This is a genomic window from Pseudomonas sp. L13 (genome assembly GCF_009935965.1).
Taxonomy (GTDB): Bacteria; Pseudomonadota; Gammaproteobacteria; order Pseudomonadales; family Pseudomonadaceae; genus Aquipseudomonas; species Aquipseudomonas lactis.
The window spans coordinates 59,340-76,315 of record NZ_QODJ01000011.1; the positions used below are offsets into that span (position 1 = coordinate 59,340).

Genomic DNA, 16,976 nt, shown 5'->3' on the forward strand with positions numbered 1-16,976 from the left:
GGGCGACGGCTTACTCGATCAGTTCAGGGTTGAGCACCAGGTGGCCGCCACGCGTGAGCGTGCGCAGGCGCATGGCGATAAAGCCATCGACCACGCTCGGTACGATGCGGGCGGTGTACATGGCCAGCGTGCCCATGAACGTCAGCCCCCGGTTGCGCAGGCCATTTTTCTGGCAGGCGCGCACCAGGCCGTTCGCGGCGCCATCCAGTTTTTCTTCCACGGACAGCAGGGTCTTGTCCCCCCACTTGAAGGTCACCAGGCGTTTGACCGACAGGCCTACACGTTGCGCGGGCAAGTGGATCGCCGTGTCGATAAACCCCGGGTACACCGTGACCACCTCAAGTTCCCCGCGATACTGCATGCGCAGCACATCCGAATAAGCGCTCAGTGCGCGTTTGCTCGCGGCATAGGCGGCGACGTAGGGCGCATTCACCAGCGCGAACAGCGAGGACACGTTGACCACTTTGCCGCGCTTTCGCAGCAACCCCGGCAGGAACCCCGAAGTCAGTTGCCAAGGCGCGAACAGGTTGACGTCCACCGCGCGGGTCACCTGATCGGTGACGCCGGTTTCGCCGCGTTCCAGTGTCAGGGTGCCGGCGTTATTGACCAGAATGTCGATGTCGCCGAAGTCGGTGCTGATAGCGCTGATCACGTTGGCCACGGCGTGGCGGTCACACAGATCGACCTGATAAAACGCGTCCAGCAGGCCGCTGTCTTGCGGTGCGAGGATATCGAGGCCAATCACGGTGGCGCCCAGACGCTTGAGCTTGCAGGCCGCGGCGAAACCCAGGCCGCGCGCGGTGCCGGTGATAACAATGGTTTTACCGTGCAGGTTCATGAGTGCGCTCCGGTCATGCTGAAGGTTGATGCGGACAGGTAGGTGTCAAGGTTGGTCGCCATCGAGATCCTGGCCGGTGGATGAAATTGCAAGCCGCGGCAGGCCATTAGCCCGTTGGAACTCAGGTTGCTGGTGATGAACGCCATCCCGCCCAACATGGCGTGGGCCTGGTCGGAGAGCTGGGCAAGGCGTTGCTCGATGCCATAACGCACCAGCAGCAGACGGGCCAGCACGTTTGGCAAGTCTTGCGGGTTGCGCTCGATATCCAGGGCCGCGCCTTCCAGCGCGCTGATCGCCAGTTGCAGGTCGGCTGCCAGGTCCACGCGGTGGTGCGCGGTCCAGCGAGCGGCGTCTGTGACCGACTCGATCAGACCGGCGCAGGCGCCTACATAGGATGCGCAAATCAACAGTTCGAACCAGATGAAACCCACGGTTTGCACATCGCCCAACTGATGCGTGTAACCGGCGGAAAACACCATGCGCTCGGGCACCAGCACTTCGTTAAGGCGCACTTCGATGCTTTCTGCGCCAGCCAGGGCGTTGTTCTGCCAGAAGGGGTTGCGGCTGATGCCCGGTGCAGTGGCCGGAATTAATGCGACCATCAGCTCTTCGCCGCCAGGGGTTTGGCGGATATAGCTGGCGGTGAGCAAGTCCATCGACTGTCCCAGGCAGCACGGCTTCTTGCTGCCGCTGAGTAACACCCCCTCTGGGGTGTGCACCGCCTGCATGGCCGAGTCGAGAATGCCCGCTCCGGAGGTGCCCTCGGCAAACCCCGAAGACAGCAGCAAGCGGTTTTGCGCGACGGCGGCCAGCAACAGGCCTTCGGCACCGCCGCCGTTTTTCGTGAGTGCCAATAGGCTCGCCACGGAAAACTGGTGCATGGTGCTGGCCACAGCAAGCGAGGGCGAGCGGGCACCCAGGGCGATCTGCACATGCACCGCGTCGAGGATGTTCGCGCCCAGCCCGCCGGCGTCACGGTTGACCAGCAAACCCACTGGGCCATGTTGCTTGAACAGGGCAATGACCTCGCTCTGTGGCGCTTCACGCTGGGCGGATGGGATGGCTGCCAGGCGCTCGTCAAACTCAGGGGCGTAGCGTTGAAGCAGATCGCGTGAGCGATTGAGTAACGAAAGTGACATGGTTCAGGCCTTCAAGTAGCTCGCCGGAAACAGGCCGGTGATGATCGAGTGAATGTTGTCCCGGATAGCTTGTTTGGCCACAGGGTCGAGCATGTCCGCGAGCATTGGCAGGCCCAGATCGAAGCGCGATTTAAAGGTGATGATCGCGTCCTTGCCGTCCGGCAAGACGTGCCAGGTGCCGGAGAAGTGATCGACGTCGCCTGCCATCTGCTCGAAATGTATTTCTCGGGTGTCGGCATTGAAGGTGTCACGCTCCTGCCACTTGAGAATGCCGCTGTGGAAGTTGACCTCCCAGGACGTGAACGACACCTGGTCGCTGACCTTGTTGATGCTGATATTGCGCACCGATTCGCAGAGTTCGACGTAGTTGCTGAAATCGCTGATTACCGCAAACACTTCATCAGCGCAGGCATGGGGGATATGGGCCTGCACGTTGACTTCTTGCATGGGGAAAACTCCATTTAAAGGGATGGCATCGAAGTGGTCAGCGCCTGGGCGAAGCCTTCGATCAGCCAGTTGCAATCCTGGGCGGTCAGCAGTGGCGACGGCGTGAGCCTTAGCACCCGGTGGTCATTGAGCGAGTGGCACACAATGATGCGTTGCTCGATCAGGGCCATGACCATGTTGGCGGCGATCGAGGCCTCGGCGAACTCAAAGCCCAGCAGCAAACCCGCACTGCGCAGTTGCACGCGTTCGGCCAAGCCCTGTTGCTGCAACAGTGCGCTGAAGCGGGCGTGCAGGTCCTGGCCCAGCAGGCGGGCACGCGTAACCAGGTCTTCTTGCACCATCACTTGCAACGTGGCCTGCACGGCCGCCATGGCCAGCGGGTTGGCGCCGAAGGTCGAGGTATGGACCGTCGGGTTGCGATTGAACGGCGCGTAGATCTCGGCGCGAGCGACCATGGCGCTCACCGGCACGCAGCCGCCGGACAAGCTTTTACCCACCAGCATGATGTCGGGCACCACCTGTTCCTGGTCACAGCCCCACCAATAGCCGGTGCGGCCCAGGCCAGACTGGATCTCGTCGATAATCAGCACGGCGCCATATTGATCGCACAGTTCGCGCACGCGCCTGAGGTAGCCGGATGGCGGCAGGATCACCCCCGCTTCGGCCTGGATCGGTTCGAGGATCACACAGGCCTTGTCCGGCGATACGCGCAGTTGCTGCTCCAGCGCGATGCTGTCGCCAAACGGCACGAACTCGCTGTTGCTGAGCAACCCGCTGAAAGGTTCCCGGTAGCTCTCGCGGCCGGTGACGGCAAGGGCGCCGAGGGTTTTGCCGTGGAAGCCTCCCAAGGTCGACAGCGTGCGGCGGCAACCGTTGAGGCGGGCGAGTTTCAAGCCGGCTTCGGTGGCCTCGGCGCCCGAGTTGCAAAAGAACACATAGTCCAGGTCACCAGGGCACAGTGCCGCCAGAGCGTGGGCAGCAAAGGCCTGTTGTGGGTTGAGCAACAACTTGCTGGCCAACGCGTTTTGCTGCAGTTGCCGAGTAACCGCTTCCAGGACGACCGGGTGGCCGTGCCCGAGGAAAAACACCCCGTAGCCGCCTGCATCCAGGTATTGGCGGCCTTGCTCGTCGTAGATGTAGACGCCACGGCTGGACTGCTCGATCGGCAGGTTCATCAGCGAGGCAAGGCGTGCATAGCCCGAGTTGACGTGTTGACGCAAATATTGGTCGACCTGTGCCGCGTCGAGGGTGGGTTCGATGACAGTCGGGTTCATGCCACGCTCGCTTCTGTGGACGTTGTCACCGGCTGCTTGAGCATGCGCGTCAGAGCTCCGAGCTTGGGCGCCAGGTGGTTGAGCGACAGCAGCAACTCGCGGCCAACATCGCGCTGGCTGAACGCCGGCTCGCCGAGTAACTGCGGCAAAGAGGTGGGCAGCGGCGTGCGCAGGCAGGCATAGCGGCACAACTGGGTGGCACGGGTCAGGGCGGCCTGGATATTGCCGCTTAGCGCCGGTAGAAATACCGGGCGGATCAACCGTTCGTAAATGTCCGGCGCCATGCAGCGTGGCCGTGTGAAGGGTTGTCTCTGGGTGTCCATGGACTGGCACATCAGGTCCAGCAGGCCCGTCAGATCCAGGGCCTGCGGGCCGCTGGTGAGAAAATAGTCGTCGCCGATCAAACGCTGGTGCAGGGCGTTGGCAATCGCTCGCGCCGCGACGTCACGGGCGATCAGGTCGACATAGCCAGCAGGCGGGCAGGGCACGATGGGCAGCACGCCAGACATCATCAGCCCCATGGTCATATGGAAACCCTGGAAGTTGGGCATATGCCCGGTGCTGGCGTCGCCGATGATGATGGACGGACGAAAGATCGACACGTCGATGCCGGCCGAGCGCACCAGGGTTTCGGCCTGGCGCTTGGCGACTTCGTAAGGGGTTTCTGCTTGCACGCCTTCGTAATAGTCGCAGGGGTGAGTAAAGGCGGTGCTGATGTGATACAGCGGCACCTTGGCTTGCTGCACAAAGGCCACGACGTTTTCGGTGCCGAGGTAGTTCACCGAAAAAATCTGGTCGATATCACCGTCCAGGCGCGTCACCGCCGCGGCGTGGATCACCCAGTCGACACGCTCAAGCAACTCAGCATAAACGTCGCTGGCCAAGCCTAGGTCAGCGCTGCAAATATCACCCTTGAGTACTTCTACGCGGGGATGGCGGATACGGCTTTTGCGCGCCAGGCAGACCAGGTGAAAGTCCTCTGCCAGGCAGTCGATCAGTGACTCACCGAGCACCCCTGAGCCTCCAGTGAGAAGGACGGTTAATTTTTGCTGTGCTGACATGTAGGGCGCATCCTGCGGATTCATCGAAAGAATTCATGGTGCGTTTCGCCGAATCGCAGGCACAGGTGCCCCGGGCGAACACTCTTCTATTCACTTTCGGTGGCGCTGAGGTGCTCTGGGAGCAGGTGATCAGCGCTTAACGTTGTCGCGAATAAGATGCGATCGATATTGGCGTTTTGATATCAGCGAGTCTTGAACGAAACGCTTGTCTTGCGCAAAACCTCGGCGGCGGTGCGCGGCGTCATGCCAATCATGCGGCGCATCATGCGGGCCAGGTGCGCCTGGTCGGAGAAACCGCCGTCGGCAGCGGCGTCCGACAACGTCGACCCACCGGCGAGGGATTTGGAGGCGCGTTCCAATTTGTTCCAGATGATCCATTGGGAGAGGGAAACACCCATCTGGTGGGTGGCGACGCAGCGCAAGCGCGGGCTGGACAACCCCACCGCTTGGGCTGCGCGACTGACGCAACCAGGGCCGTCGCGGTCCAGGCGCAGAATATTCAAGGCTTTGTGGAGCCTATGGTCGATCGGCGGGGTAATTGCCAGTAGCCGCGAGAGGGCGTCGACAAAGTGTGACAAGGAGGTACTACGACGAAAACACTCCAGCAGCTCATCACTGGCCAAGGCGATGCCATCGTTTTGCAGCAGCGCATTGAGCGCACGGCCCAACACCGTGTCCGGGCTGACATACAAAAATGCTACCGGATGACTCTCGGCCACGGCACGGTGTTCGACGTTGGGACCAATGATCACGCCTGCCGCACGGATCACCTTTCCCGGCAGCTCCAGAGTGGCGGGTTGGCCTACGCCGATGCACAGTTGGATGGCGACATGGGAGTGAGCAGTGTTTTGATCCGCACGGCCAATGTAACCGGCCCATGAGTCGCCAAATGTAACGCTGCCATCCCACATTTGAAGTCTTCCTTGACGTGTTGGGTGATTGTTCGCCGCGTGCAGGGTAGGCCTGCGCGGGTTTGGATTCAAGCGTGGAGCTGGGTATCCTGCGCTTTGAGGATCTCAGACCAACAATGAACCCAACATCTCATTTACGCGTCTATCGCTGGTTTATCTCTGTGTGAGATAAGCCGTTTGGTAAAACCCCTATTATCCTGCCGCACCTTTTGGTATTGCTAATATCAACAGTCATTTCAACATTGATTGTGGCTGAAGCCTTGGGCGTGCCACCGCAATCATTTGATATTACGGTTGGCTTTCTAGTGCTTATAAAGCAACCTGCAGATTGATTTGAAGATTGATATGCCTGACTGTGCGTGGGAGGGGGCGCGCGATGTGTGCTTCTCGATCCGCCCTGAAATCGATCGGCATGTTCAATGCCTATCCATATTTGCGTTTAGAGGCATCCAGAGAGGTTTCAATGCCCTACGAGTTAGAGAATCGCCTGGTGATCGGCGTCGCTTCCAGCGCTGTGTTTGATTTGCTGGCATCGGACGCAGTGTTTCAGCGTCAGGGGGAGGAGGAATACCGCAAGTTTCAGCAAAAAAATCTTCACGTCCCGCTTCCTAAGGGCATAGCGTTCCCCTTCATCAAGCGCTTGCTGTCAGTGAATGACCTGAGCGTCGATCCTACGGATCCGCTCGTTGAGGTCATACTGCTTTCGCGCAACGATCCTGATACTGGGCTGCGCGTGCTGAAGACTATCGAGCACTACGGCCTTGGGATGACACGGGCGATTTTCATGCAGGGGAAATCCCCTTATGAATACATACCTGCTCTGAATATCGCTTTATTTTTGTCGGGTGACAAAAAAGACGTGGAAGCGGCTATCAAGGCCGGGTACCCGGCTGGCCAGGTGCTCGATTCAAAATTCGAAGACGACGAAACGGATAAAACCTTACGCATCGCGTTCGACTTTGACGGCGTCCTTGCCGGTGATGAGTCCGAAACAATCATGCAGGCCTCTGGATTGTCTGAGTTCCATGCGCATGAAGTGAAGAACGTTATGCAGCCCCATAACCCGGGGCCGCTGAAGGAGTTCATGGTGCGGATATCCAAAATCCAGTCGGTCGAGGAGCAACATAAAAAGCTCAATCCTGACTACGAAAACCGCATACGTGTCTCAATCGTCACAGCCCGCAATGCGCCGTCTCATGAGCGTGCGATGAATACACTCAAAAGTTGGGGGGTCATGGCTAACGACGCATTCTTCCTGGGTGGCATCGAGAAAGGCAGGATTCTAGGTGTGTTGAAACCGCACATCTTCTTTGATGATCAATCTGGGCACCTGCAATCGACTAGCGCAGTTGCGCCATCTGTGCACATTCCTTTTGGCATTACCAACCATGGTGCGACAGTGGTTGCGCTGGAATCTGAAGCGGATCAGGTCCGGCAGGAGGTGTAACACGCAGGCTTGAGCGCGCAGTGTCACAGGCGTTCGTATCGGTTCTGTGCTGCGAAGAATCCTCGCCAGCTGTCCTATTGCTTCACGTCAGGCCGCGTATGCCCAGGAGAAGGGCATCACGGCGCGTGACTGCACTGCCAAGTAAAGCGCCGCTCAGGCGGCGCTCGCGATAGCGTGCTGGCCAGGGATGGCGCCAATCAGCTCACGGGTGTAGTCGCTGGTCGGGCGGTTGAAGATGCGTTCCACCGAACCCTGTTCGACCACCCGGCCATTGCGCAACACCAGCACCTCATGGGCGAAGTTGGCGACCACCGACAAGTCGTGGGACACCAGCACGTAGGCGATGCCCATGTCCCGTTGCAGCTCTTGCAGCAGTTCAAGGATGTGCGCCTGCACGGACACGTCGAGGGCACTGACCGGTTCATCCAGTAGCAATAGATCCGGTTTCAGCGCCAGGGCTCGGGCGATGGCGACCCGTTGGCACTGGCCGCCGGAAAGCTCGCGCGGCAGGCGATCGAGGAAACTCACCGGCAAATGCACGCGACTGATCAGCTCGCGCGCGGCCTGTTCCAGGGCAGGGCCTTTGAGCAAGCCGAACGACACCAGCGGTTCGACGATGCTGTCGAACACTGTGAAGCGTGGGTCCAGCGCCGCAAACGGGTTTTGTTGCACCAGTTGCAGGCGCTGGCGCAGCGGGCGGAAGTCGCGCCAGCTGAGGTCGGTGACGTCCCGTTGCTCGAACCACACCCGCCCGCGGCTGGGTTTTTCCAGGCCGAGGGCGATGCGCAGCGCGGTGCTTTTGCCTGAGCCAGACTCGCCGACAATCGCCAGGGTCTGCCCGGGGTAGACCTGCAGACTCAGGTCCTCCAGCGCGACAAAGGTCGCGTCTTCGCCCTTGACCTTGGGCAGCGCGAACGTCTTGCCAACGTTTTGCAGCTGCAGGATCGGCGGCTGCGTCGGGGCCGGCCGGGCCAGCGGCTGGCGGCGCGTGGCGAACGCTGGCGCGGCGGCGATCAACGCGCGGGTGTAGTCATGCTGCGGCGCGCCGAGAATCTGCCGTGGTGCCCCTTGCTCCACCACTTGTCCGTGTTGCATCACCAGGACGCGGTCGGCGCGATCCAGCGCCACGCCAAGGTCATGGGTGATGATCAGCAACGAAATTCCGCGCTCACTGACCAGCCGTTTCAGGTGGTCGAGGATCTTGCGCTGCACGGTGACGTCGAGGGCACTGGTCGGTTCGTCGGCGATGATCAAGCGTGGGTTGCCGGCCAGGGCGATGGCGATCAGCACACGCTGGCGCATGCCCCCGGAGAGTTCATGCGGGTACTGTCGCGCGCGCAGTACCGGCTTGGCGATACCGACCTGTTGCAGTAGCTCGACGATATCCGCATCGACGCCGGGGTAGCGCTTGCCCTTGGCCAGGATCAGCGCCTCGGCAATCTGCTGGCCAATGCGCAGGGTCGGGTTGAGGCTGACCATCGGGTCCTGGGGCACCAGGCCGATGGTGCGCCCGCGCAGGCCGCGTCTCTGGCGTTCGCTGGCGTGGGTGAGGTTGTTGCCGTCCACCCACAGCTCGCCGGCGCTGATGGTTGCGCTGCCCGGCAACAGGCCGAGAATCGCGTTGGCCAGGGTGGATTTACCCGAGCCTGACTCGCCGACAATCGCCAGCGTCTCGCCTTGGACGATGGTCAGTGACAGCTGGTTTACCGCCAGGTTGCCGTGCCGGTAGCTGACACTCAGCTGGCGAACTTCAACTAAAGCATTCATCGCTGAACCTCCTCGACCGTGCGGGCAATGTGGTTGAGGCTGAACACCACCGCGACCAGGAACAGGCCAGGCAGCAACGACACCCAGGGGGCGGTGATCAGAAAGTGCCGACCGTTAGCGATCAACGTGCCCCATTCGGCGGCCGGAGGCGCGGCGCCAAAACCGAGAAAACTCAAGCCGGCGGTGGCGAGGATGGCTGCACCGAAATCCAGGGTCGCCAGTACCGCCACCGGGCCCCATGCGTTGGGCAGGATGTGCCGCAGCAAGGTGCGGCCCCAGCTGGCGCCGCCCAGGCGTGCGGCTTCCACGTACGGCAGGGTCTTGACGCGCAGCACTTCGGCGCGGGTGGTGCGGGCGAACCCGGGGATAATTCCGACGCCCACGGCAATAGCCACCGGCACCGTGCCGAAGCCGATGGCGGTGACAATCGCCAGAGCCAGCAGCAAGCCGGGCAAGGCGAGCAACACGTCGACAAACCGCATGATTACCGCGTCGATACGCCCACCGGCAAAGCCGGACAGAATGCCCAGCCCGAGCCCACCCAACAACGCGATCCCCACCGCCAGAAAGGCCGCCAGCACCGACAGGCTGGAGCCGTAGACCATCCGGGTGTACAGGTCGCGGCCCAGCTCGTCGGTGCCGAACCAGTGGGTCAGGTTCGGCGCCGTGAGCTTGACCCCAGGTGCGGTGGCATAAGGGTCGAAGCTGGTCAACCACTGCGGCGCCACGGCGGCCAGCAATGAAAACAACACAATCAACACCGCCAGGCTGAAGCCCGGTCGCCGCAGCAAGGGCATGACCGCCGCCGTGGCACGTTGTCGGCGTGTGCGGCGTTGCCAGAGTGGGGGTGTAAGGCCGAGGTTTTGCTCAAGGATCGTCATGGTCTAGGACACCTTTGGCGTGTGGGAAATGCGCGGGTCGAGCCACGGGTACAGCAAGTCCACCAGCAGGTTGACCAGCACAAAGGCTGCCGCCGACACCGCGACAATCGCCAGCACCACCGGGATGTCCTGGCGCAGCACGGCCTCCTGGGCCAGGCGGCCGATGCCGGAGCGGGCGAAGATGGTTTCCACCAGCACTGCACCGGACACCGTGTTGCCCACCTGCAGGCCGATCAGGGTGAGAATCGGCAGCGCCGCGTTGCGAAACCCATGGCGCGCCTGCACCTGGCCACGGCTCAGGCCCTTGGCGTAGGCGGTGACGATATACGACTCCTGCCACACTCCCTGGAAGCTGCGCTGCAGCACTTGGGCATACACCGCCGCACTTGGAATCGCCAGGGTGATCGCCGGCAGCACCAGGCTTTCAAAGCCCCGGCTGCCGGTGGCGGGGAACCAGCCGAGGCCGAAGGCAAACACCTGGATCAGCAACAGGCCCATCCAGAACACCGGTACCGAAAACCCCAGGGAAGGCAGGCGCGCCAAGGCTTTTTTCAGCGGTTGCCAGCGAATGTAGGCGGTCAGGTAGGCCAGGCCGATGCCGCCGACCAGCGACAACACAATCGCCAGGCCGGCCAGGGACAGGGTTTGCGGCAGGCGCTCGGCGAGTAACTCGGATACCGGGCGGTTCAGCGACAGGGACTGGCCGAAGTCGCCGCGCAAGGCGCCCAGCAGCAGATCGACATATTGCTCGAACAGGCCCTTGTCCAGGCCATAATAGGCCCGCGCCTTGGCCAGGTCGGCCACCGACAGTGAATCGGCCTCCATGCCCGAGGCACTGAGCATGATCGACAGCGTGTCGCCCGGCAGCAGATAAAGGATCAAGTAGGTGATGCTATAGGCCCCCCACAGCACCAGCAGAGCCTGGCCGACGCGTCCGATCAGGTAGCGGCTCATGGTGTGCCGATCTCGATATCACCCAGCAGCGCGAAGCCCTCGGCAGTCCAGCGAAAGTTCTTCACCTTCGGCGACGTTGCCGCCTGCCACACGCGCTCGTACACCGGGAACGCCGAGCTTTCGTCGATCAGAAGGTCCTGCAGGCCGCCATAGGCGGCGGCACGCTGTGCGCCTTGGGTGGCCGTAATGCCGGCATCGAACAAGCCCTTGGCTTTTTCCAGGGTGGCCGGTTCGTAGGTGTTAGTGGCCACGGTGGAACTGTTGGCGCTGCGCGGGTCGAGGATGGTTTGCAGGATGATCGGGTCAGCGCGAGTCATGTAGTTGATCGTCAGGTCGTAGTTGCCGGCGGCGTTGTTGGCCACCCATTCGGCACGGGTCACCACGCGCAGCTTCAGTTCGATGCCGACCTTGCGCAGTTGGTCCTGGATCAGCACGTCACCCGCAGTTTCGGCCGGGCTGATGTTGTAGCCCAGGCTCAGACGCTTGCCGTTTTTGCTGCGGTAACCGTCCGCGCCCTTGGCCCAGCCGGCTTGATCCAACAGTTTTTCGGCAGCTGCCGGGTCGTAGCCGAGCTTGCTGCCCTGGCTTTTGAAGTAAGGCGTGGTTACGTCGAAAATGCCATCCACCACTGGGAACTCGGCGTTATATACGGTGCTGGCGTAGCTCTTGCGGTCGATGGACTTCTGCACGGCCAGGCGCACTTGTTGATCGGCGAGGATGCGCTCGCCACGGGTGTTGGGGTACAGGTTCAGCGCCGGGCCCGGCAGCGAGCGGCTCTGGATGGTCGCGCCCTTGGACTGGAACAGCTTGAGGTCGACCTCCGAAAACGGGTTGCGTGGCCACAGGATGTCGGCCTTGCCCTGCAAAAACAGGCCGTTGCGCACGCTCTCTTCGGGGATGTAGCTGATGTCGACGGCGTCCATGTGTGCCTCACCCGGGTTCTTCATATTCGCCGAGGGCCACGCGTAACCCTTGCGTTTTGTCAGGCGCGCGCCGACTTCCGGGGTATAGCTGGCCAGCACAAACGGCCCGGTACCGATGATCCTGCCCAGAGAGCGTTCCTTGACTGTGAGTGCATAGGAAGCGGGCGCAAGGATTGCCAAGTTGGTGGTAGAAGTGGCTTGTAAAAAGCCCGCGTTGGGTTTGGCCAGTACCAGCTTGACGGTGAAGTCGTCGACCACTTCGGCGTGGTCATAACCTGCCAGGTAGGTGGCGCCGAAGGTCGACGGCAGCTGGGTGGCCAGTGCCTTGTCGCTGTCGAACGCGGTTTTTACCGCGTTTGCGTCCAAGCGCTCGCCGTTGCTGAACGTCACGTTGTCGCGCAAGTGAAAGGTGTAGGTCAGCGCGTCGTCACTGATCTCCCAGCTCTTGGCCAGCCAGGGGATGATCTTGCCGGTGGCCGGGTCCTGGTCGGTGAGCGACTCGGCGACATTGCGCAGCAGCACGCGGTGTTCCAGCCAATACACCTGGAATGGGTCGACGCTGACCAGGGTGGTATTGTCGCCAAAAAATGCAATGTTCAGGGTTTTGTTCGCTTGCGCCTGGTCGCCCGAAGGTGAGCAGGCGGCCAGGCTGATCGCCAGGGCGCAGGGGGCCAGCAGACGGCTCATCAAGTTGGAGGTGTTCAATGGGGTGCCCTCGTTTGGCGATGTGAATCAGAAGTCGTAGGCCAGCTTGGTGTACCAGTAGCCGCCGCCCGGATAGAACGGCGGGTTGCCGTAAGGCGCCAGGCCCAGGTTGCTGTAGACGGCGTGCCGGTCGGGGCGCACGTCGAAGATGTTGGTGCCGCCGATGCTTACGGTGATGCTGTCGACGAAGGTGTAGCTGACATCGAGGTCGGTGATCCATTTGGCGCCGAAGCTGCGATCCCCGGTGGGGTTGACCGCCAGGGTCTTTACCGCGCCGTAGCGGGTGGTTTGCAGGTTGACCGCGAGGTCCTGCACTTTCCAGTTAGCGCCGAGGATCCACTTGGTCTTGGGCGACGCCTGCGTGAGGTCACCTTCGCGGTCGCGGCCCACCAGGGTCACGCCGGAACCGACCAGTGCGGCCGGGGTGTCGCGGGTGCCTTCGATGGTGGTCTTGTTCCAGTTCAAGCCCAGGCTCCAGCGCACGTCGCCCCAGGCATCCAGCGGCGTGGTGTGGTCGGCGACCACATCCAGGCCACGGGTACGGGTGTCGAAGGCGTTGGTGTAATAGTTGACCCAGGTGCCGGTGGGCACGCCCTGGTCGGCGAGGATCGCGTTGACTGCGCCATTACCCTGGTCATAGATATTGCTGGTCAGGGCGATGCGGTCGTCGATGTCGATCAGGTAGGCGTCGGCGGTGATGCTGGTGCGCGGCGCGGGTTGCCAGGTGAGGCCCAGGCCGAGATTGCGCGACTTCTCCGGTTTCAGGTCATCGCCACCCAGCGCCTTGGCCAGGTTGCTGCCCGACGGGGTCAGGCGGGTGACTGCCGGAACCACGTTGCCGTTGACGTCGGTAGCCACGCGGTTGTCCGCCACGGTGTAGCCGATCTGGGTCAGCGACGGCGCACGGAAACCAGTGCCGACGGTGCCGCGCACCGCCACGCTGTCGGTCAGCTCGTAGCGCGAGTTCACCTTGAGGCCGAAGGTGTTGCCCGAGTCATCGTCGTAATGTTCGACCCGCCCGGCCACATCGAGGAACCAGCGCTCGGTGAGGTCAAAGCCCAGGTCCAGGTAGCCGGCGTAGTTGTTGCGGATCAGGCTGACTTCGTCTTCGGGGCGAATGGTCACTGCCGCCTGTGCGCCCGATGCCGCCGGGTAGGTGCCGGTGATATAGGCCTCGGGGTCGCCGGCAAAGGTGCTGAAATGCTCCCAGCGATGCTCCAGGCCGGCCGACACCTGCACCGGCGACGTGAGGTTGAACAGGCTGTCGTAACGGCGGGTGAAGTCGAGGTTATTGACCCATTGCTCGAAGCGCAAGGTCGCCAGGTTGTCGAATTGGGTCGGCGAGGCGGTGCCCAGCGACGGGTTGATATTCAGGTCGCTGGAGTGGTGCACATTGTTGCGCCCGTAGGTGGTGCTCAGGTCCCAGTTCCACTCGGCCACTTGGCCCTTGCCGCCAAACAGCAACTGGTAGTCGCGGTCCTTGATATTGTTCAGCGGGTAGTAGCCGTCAGGAAACACCTCCGGCACCGCCGCGCGGCCGGTGGGCAGGCGCAAATAGTTGGCCGCTTCGGCGTCGCGCTCGCCGTAGGTGGAGAAGGAATAAAGGGTCAGGTCTTCCAGCGGCAGTTCGGCGTTGTAGGCCAGGTTGAAGGCCTTGAGGTCGGGGTCGCCGTTCTTGATTGCCACGCGGTTCCAGGCCGCTTCCTTGGCCGGATCGTTGAAGGCGCGCACGCTGCTGTCGGCCTTGTCGTTCCAGGCCGCTTCGCCGCGTTTGCGCGCATCGGCCGAGAGGTGGAAGAAGCCGCCATCACCGAGCTTGAAACCCTGGTCGCCAGCGACCTTGATGGTTTCGCCCTGGCCGGAATACAACTGACCATAGCTGGTCTCCAGGTGCCCGCCGTTGTTGGCGGACTTGAGGATGATATTGATCACCCCAGCCACCGCATCCGAACCGTACTGGGCGGCGGCGCTGTCCTTGAGTACTTCGATATGGTCGACCGAGCTGACCGGGATCAGATCGACGTCCACGGCATTTGCGCCGCTGTTGTCGATCGAGCCGCGCTGGCCGGTGGCGCCGTTGTGACGCCGTTTGCCGTTGACCAGCACCAGGGTGTAGGCCGGGCCGAGGCTGCGGTTGCTCAGCGGGCGCGTCACTGAGTTGTAGCCAGCGATATTGGTGCCGAAGTTGAAGGAGGGCAGCAGCTTGGCAATCGCCTCGGACAACTCGGCACGGCCGGTCTTGAGCAACTGCTCGCTGTTGATCACATCAATGGGGGCCGGGCTGTCGGCGACGGTGCGCTCCTGGCCGCGCAAACCGGTGGAAATCACCGTTACCGTGCCGAGCTTGGCGTCCTCGGCGCAGGCGGGTACCGCCGCCAGCAGCAGCGAACTGGTCAACAGCGACAGGTGGAATTTTTTTAGCGGGACGGGGTGAGAAATATCGGGCATATCGAGAGAGATCCATGTCGGGGGTACGTCCTCCGCCAGGCATGGGGTCGGTCTGTGAAGTGAAGATATCTCTATAAAAAACTGCGGGGAAAGTCTTTTTTAGAATAAGCTAATTATTAGATATTGTTATCTTGTAGTTTTATAAGATCATCTATTTTTATTACCCGGCCGGTGCGGCGTGTCGGCCCGCCGTTGGATGTGCGCGACGTCATCGCCTGTCATAATCCACCCGTCTCACCCCTAACCCCCACACGGAGTCCATGCCATTGATGGTGCTGTTCAATCGATTGAGCGCGTTTTCCATTCAGGCGCGCAGGGCACTGAAGCTGGTCTGGGGGACGTCGCGCCCCTTATTCATAGGCCTGCTGCTGGCCACCATCGTTGCCGGTCTGTTGCCTGCGCTGGCTGCCTGGATCGGCCAGCGTATTGTCGATGGCGTGGTGCATGCGATGCAGATTCATGCAGCCGGCAGCCAGGCACCCGTGTGGCCAGTGATGCAATACGTGCTGGCCGAGGCGGGCGTGTTGGGGCTGCTGGCCGCCGCTCAGCGTGCGTTGTCGATGCAGCAATCGTTGCTGCGGGTGCAGTTGGGGGTGAAGGTCAACCTGATGATTCTGGAGAAGGCCCAGACCCTCTCGCTCACGCAATTTGAAGACGCCGAGTTCCACGACAAGCTGGTGCGCGTGCGCCAGGGCGCGTCGACACGGCCGCTGAGCCTGGTCACCAAGGGTCTGGGGCTGGTACAGAACCTGATTTCGCTGGTCAGCTTTGCCGTGTTGTTAGTGCACTTTTCGCCGTGGGCGCTGGTGATTCTGGTGGTCGGCGCCTTACCGGTTTTCTTCGCCGAGACGCATTTTTCGGGCAATGCGTTTCGCCTGTTCCACCGGCGTGCGCCCGAGACCCGTCAGCAGAATTACCTGGAATCGCTGCTGTCCCACGAGACCCATGCCAAAGAGGTCAAGCTGTTCGGCCTGGCGCCGCTGTTCCTCAAGCGCTACCGCGACAACGCCCGGCGCTTGTACACCGAAGACCGCCAGTTGACGGTGCGCCGGGATGCCTGGGGCTTTGCCCTGGGCCTGCTGGGCACCGCGGCGTTTTATGTGGCTTACGCCTGGGTGGTGCTGGACACCGTGCGCGGCCAGACCAGCCTGGGGCAGATGACCATGTACATCGTGCTGTTCAAGCAGGGGCAAAGCGCGATCACCGCCAGCCTCAGCGCGATTGCCGGCCTGTATGACGACAGTCTGTTTCTCTCAGACCTTTATGAGTACCTGCTAACCCCAGTGGTCGTGCCGAGTGGCCGGCTTACCCAGGGCGCGCGTCCCGGCGACGGTCTGCGTTGCGAGCACGTGGGGTTCAGTTACCCCGGCGCTGAGCGGCCGGCATTGGCTGACATCAACCTGCACTTGGCGCCGGGGCAAAGCCTGGCCCTGGTGGGCGAGAATGGCTCGGGCAAAACCAGCCTGATCAAATTGCTCACGCGCCTGTATACCCCGCACGAGGGGCGTATTCTGCTGGATGGCAGCGACTTGCAAGACTGGGATGAACAGACACTGCGCCAGCGCATTGGGGTGATTTTCCAGGATTACATCCGCTACCAGATGACCGTCGGCGAGAACCTTGGCGTGGGTGACGTGGATGCGCTGAGCGACGAGGCGCGCTGGCGCACGGCTGCAACCCAGGGGGTGGCCGCCGGGTTCATCGAACGCCTGAGCAAGACCTACGGCACACAGTTAGGGCGCTGGCTTGGCGGCCAGGAATTGTCGGGTGGGCAATGGCAGAAAGTTGCCTTGTCACGCGCATATATGCGCCAGGAGGCGGATCTGCTGATTCTTGACGAGCCGACGGCGGCGCTGGACGCCGGCGCCGAGGCAACAGTGTTCGAGCACTTTCGCGAACACGCCAAGGGCCGCATGACGTTGTTGATTTCCCATCGATTCTCCAGCGTGCGCAATGCCGACCACATCATCGTGCTGGACGGCGGGCGAATCCTGGAGGAGGGCAGTCATCACCAACTGATGGCCGCGGGTGGGCGCTATGCCGAGTTGTTCGATGTTCAGGCGCGGGGGTATCGCTAGGTCCCGAGCGCCACGCCCGACGATACCTCCAGGGTATCCCTCCAGACTTTATCCATATTGGACGCCCCCCTACCCAAGCGTCAGCCTGAGCCCAATAACGATA

Annotated in this window: 13 protein-coding genes; 2 read left to right on the plus strand and 11 right to left on the minus strand. The window is 61.9% G+C overall.

Translation table 11 applies throughout. The features are described from left to right. Positions 1-10: 10 nt before the first annotated feature. The 6 genes from DK871_RS08900 to DK871_RS08925 all read right to left on the minus strand — a co-directional run bounded on the left by DK871_RS08900 (position 11) and on the right by DK871_RS08925 (position 5,670). A complete protein-coding gene (locus DK871_RS08900; RefSeq protein ID WP_161904742.1) occupies positions 11-838 on the minus strand; it encodes an SDR family oxidoreductase in 828 nt (275 codons plus the stop codon). Then, positions 835-1,977 (minus strand): acyl-CoA dehydrogenase family protein, encoded by a 1,143-nt coding sequence (locus DK871_RS08905; RefSeq protein ID WP_161904743.1) that lies wholly within the window; start codon positions 1,975-1,977, stop codon positions 835-837. Before DK871_RS08905 ends, DK871_RS08900 begins: the two co-directional genes overlap by 4 nt. 3 nt (positions 1,978-1,980) lie before the next feature. After that, positions 1,981-2,424, minus strand: a complete 444-nt coding sequence (locus DK871_RS08910) for a type II toxin-antitoxin system RatA family toxin (RefSeq protein ID WP_019820107.1) — start codon at positions 2,422-2,424, stop codon at positions 1,981-1,983. Positions 2,425-2,438: 14 nt separating this feature from the next. Then, positions 2,439-3,698 carry an aspartate aminotransferase family protein gene (locus DK871_RS08915; RefSeq protein WP_161904744.1) on the minus strand — a complete coding sequence of 420 codons (1,260 nt, stop codon included), beginning with the start codon at positions 3,696-3,698 and terminating at the stop codon, positions 2,439-2,441. After that, a complete protein-coding gene (locus tag DK871_RS08920; RefSeq protein ID WP_116668784.1) occupies positions 3,695-4,759 on the minus strand; it encodes an SDR family oxidoreductase in 1,065 nt (354 codons plus the stop codon). The genes DK871_RS08915 and DK871_RS08920 overlap by 4 nt, the downstream gene beginning before the upstream one ends. 182 nt (positions 4,760-4,941) lie before the next feature. Further along, positions 4,942-5,670, minus strand: a complete 729-nt coding sequence (locus DK871_RS08925; protein WP_161904745.1) for an AraC family transcriptional regulator — start codon at positions 5,668-5,670, stop codon at positions 4,942-4,944. 463 nt (positions 5,671-6,133) lie between these two features. On the opposite strand from DK871_RS08925, the gene DK871_RS08930 reads away from it, so the two are divergent. Continuing rightward, positions 6,134-7,117: a 5'-nucleotidase gene (locus tag DK871_RS08930; protein ID WP_161904774.1), complete on the plus strand. Its 984-nt coding sequence runs from the start codon at positions 6,134-6,136 to the stop codon at positions 7,115-7,117. 153 nt (positions 7,118-7,270) lie between these two features. Here the strand turns inward: DK871_RS08930 and DK871_RS08935 are convergent, their stop codons facing one another. Genes DK871_RS08935 through DK871_RS08955 form a run of 5 tightly spaced genes read right to left on the minus strand, consistent with a single transcriptional unit; the run spans position 7,271 to position 14,795 of the window. Continuing rightward, on the minus strand, positions 7,271-8,884 hold the full coding sequence (locus DK871_RS08935) for an ABC transporter ATP-binding protein (RefSeq protein ID WP_161904746.1): 1,614 nt from the start codon (positions 8,882-8,884) through the stop codon (positions 7,271-7,273). Further along, positions 8,881-9,765, minus strand: a complete 885-nt coding sequence (locus DK871_RS08940) for an ABC transporter permease (RefSeq protein ID WP_161904747.1) — start codon at positions 9,763-9,765, stop codon at positions 8,881-8,883. The genes DK871_RS08935 and DK871_RS08940 overlap by 4 nt, the downstream gene beginning before the upstream one ends. Before the next feature lie 3 nt (positions 9,766-9,768). After that, positions 9,769-10,719 (minus strand): ABC transporter permease, encoded by a 951-nt coding sequence (locus DK871_RS08945; RefSeq protein ID WP_161904748.1) that lies wholly within the window; start codon positions 10,717-10,719, stop codon positions 9,769-9,771. Then, the gene (locus DK871_RS08950; RefSeq protein WP_161904775.1) at positions 10,716-12,329 is read right to left on the minus strand and encodes an ABC transporter substrate-binding protein; all 1,614 of its coding nucleotides are present in this window, start codon (positions 12,327-12,329) and stop codon (positions 10,716-10,718) included. The genes DK871_RS08945 and DK871_RS08950 overlap by 4 nt, the downstream gene beginning before the upstream one ends. A 45-nt stretch (positions 12,330-12,374) precedes the next feature. Continuing rightward, the gene (locus tag DK871_RS08955; RefSeq protein ID WP_161904749.1) at positions 12,375-14,795 is read right to left on the minus strand and encodes a TonB-dependent siderophore receptor; all 2,421 of its coding nucleotides are present in this window, start codon (positions 14,793-14,795) and stop codon (positions 12,375-12,377) included. A 269-nt stretch (positions 14,796-15,064) separates the two neighbouring features. On the opposite strand from DK871_RS08955, the gene DK871_RS08960 reads away from it, so the two are divergent. Next, on the plus strand, positions 15,065-16,873 hold the full coding sequence (locus DK871_RS08960) for an ABC transporter ATP-binding protein (RefSeq protein ID WP_161904776.1): 1,809 nt from the start codon (positions 15,065-15,067) through the stop codon (positions 16,871-16,873). Positions 16,874-16,976: the final 103 nt, after the last annotated feature.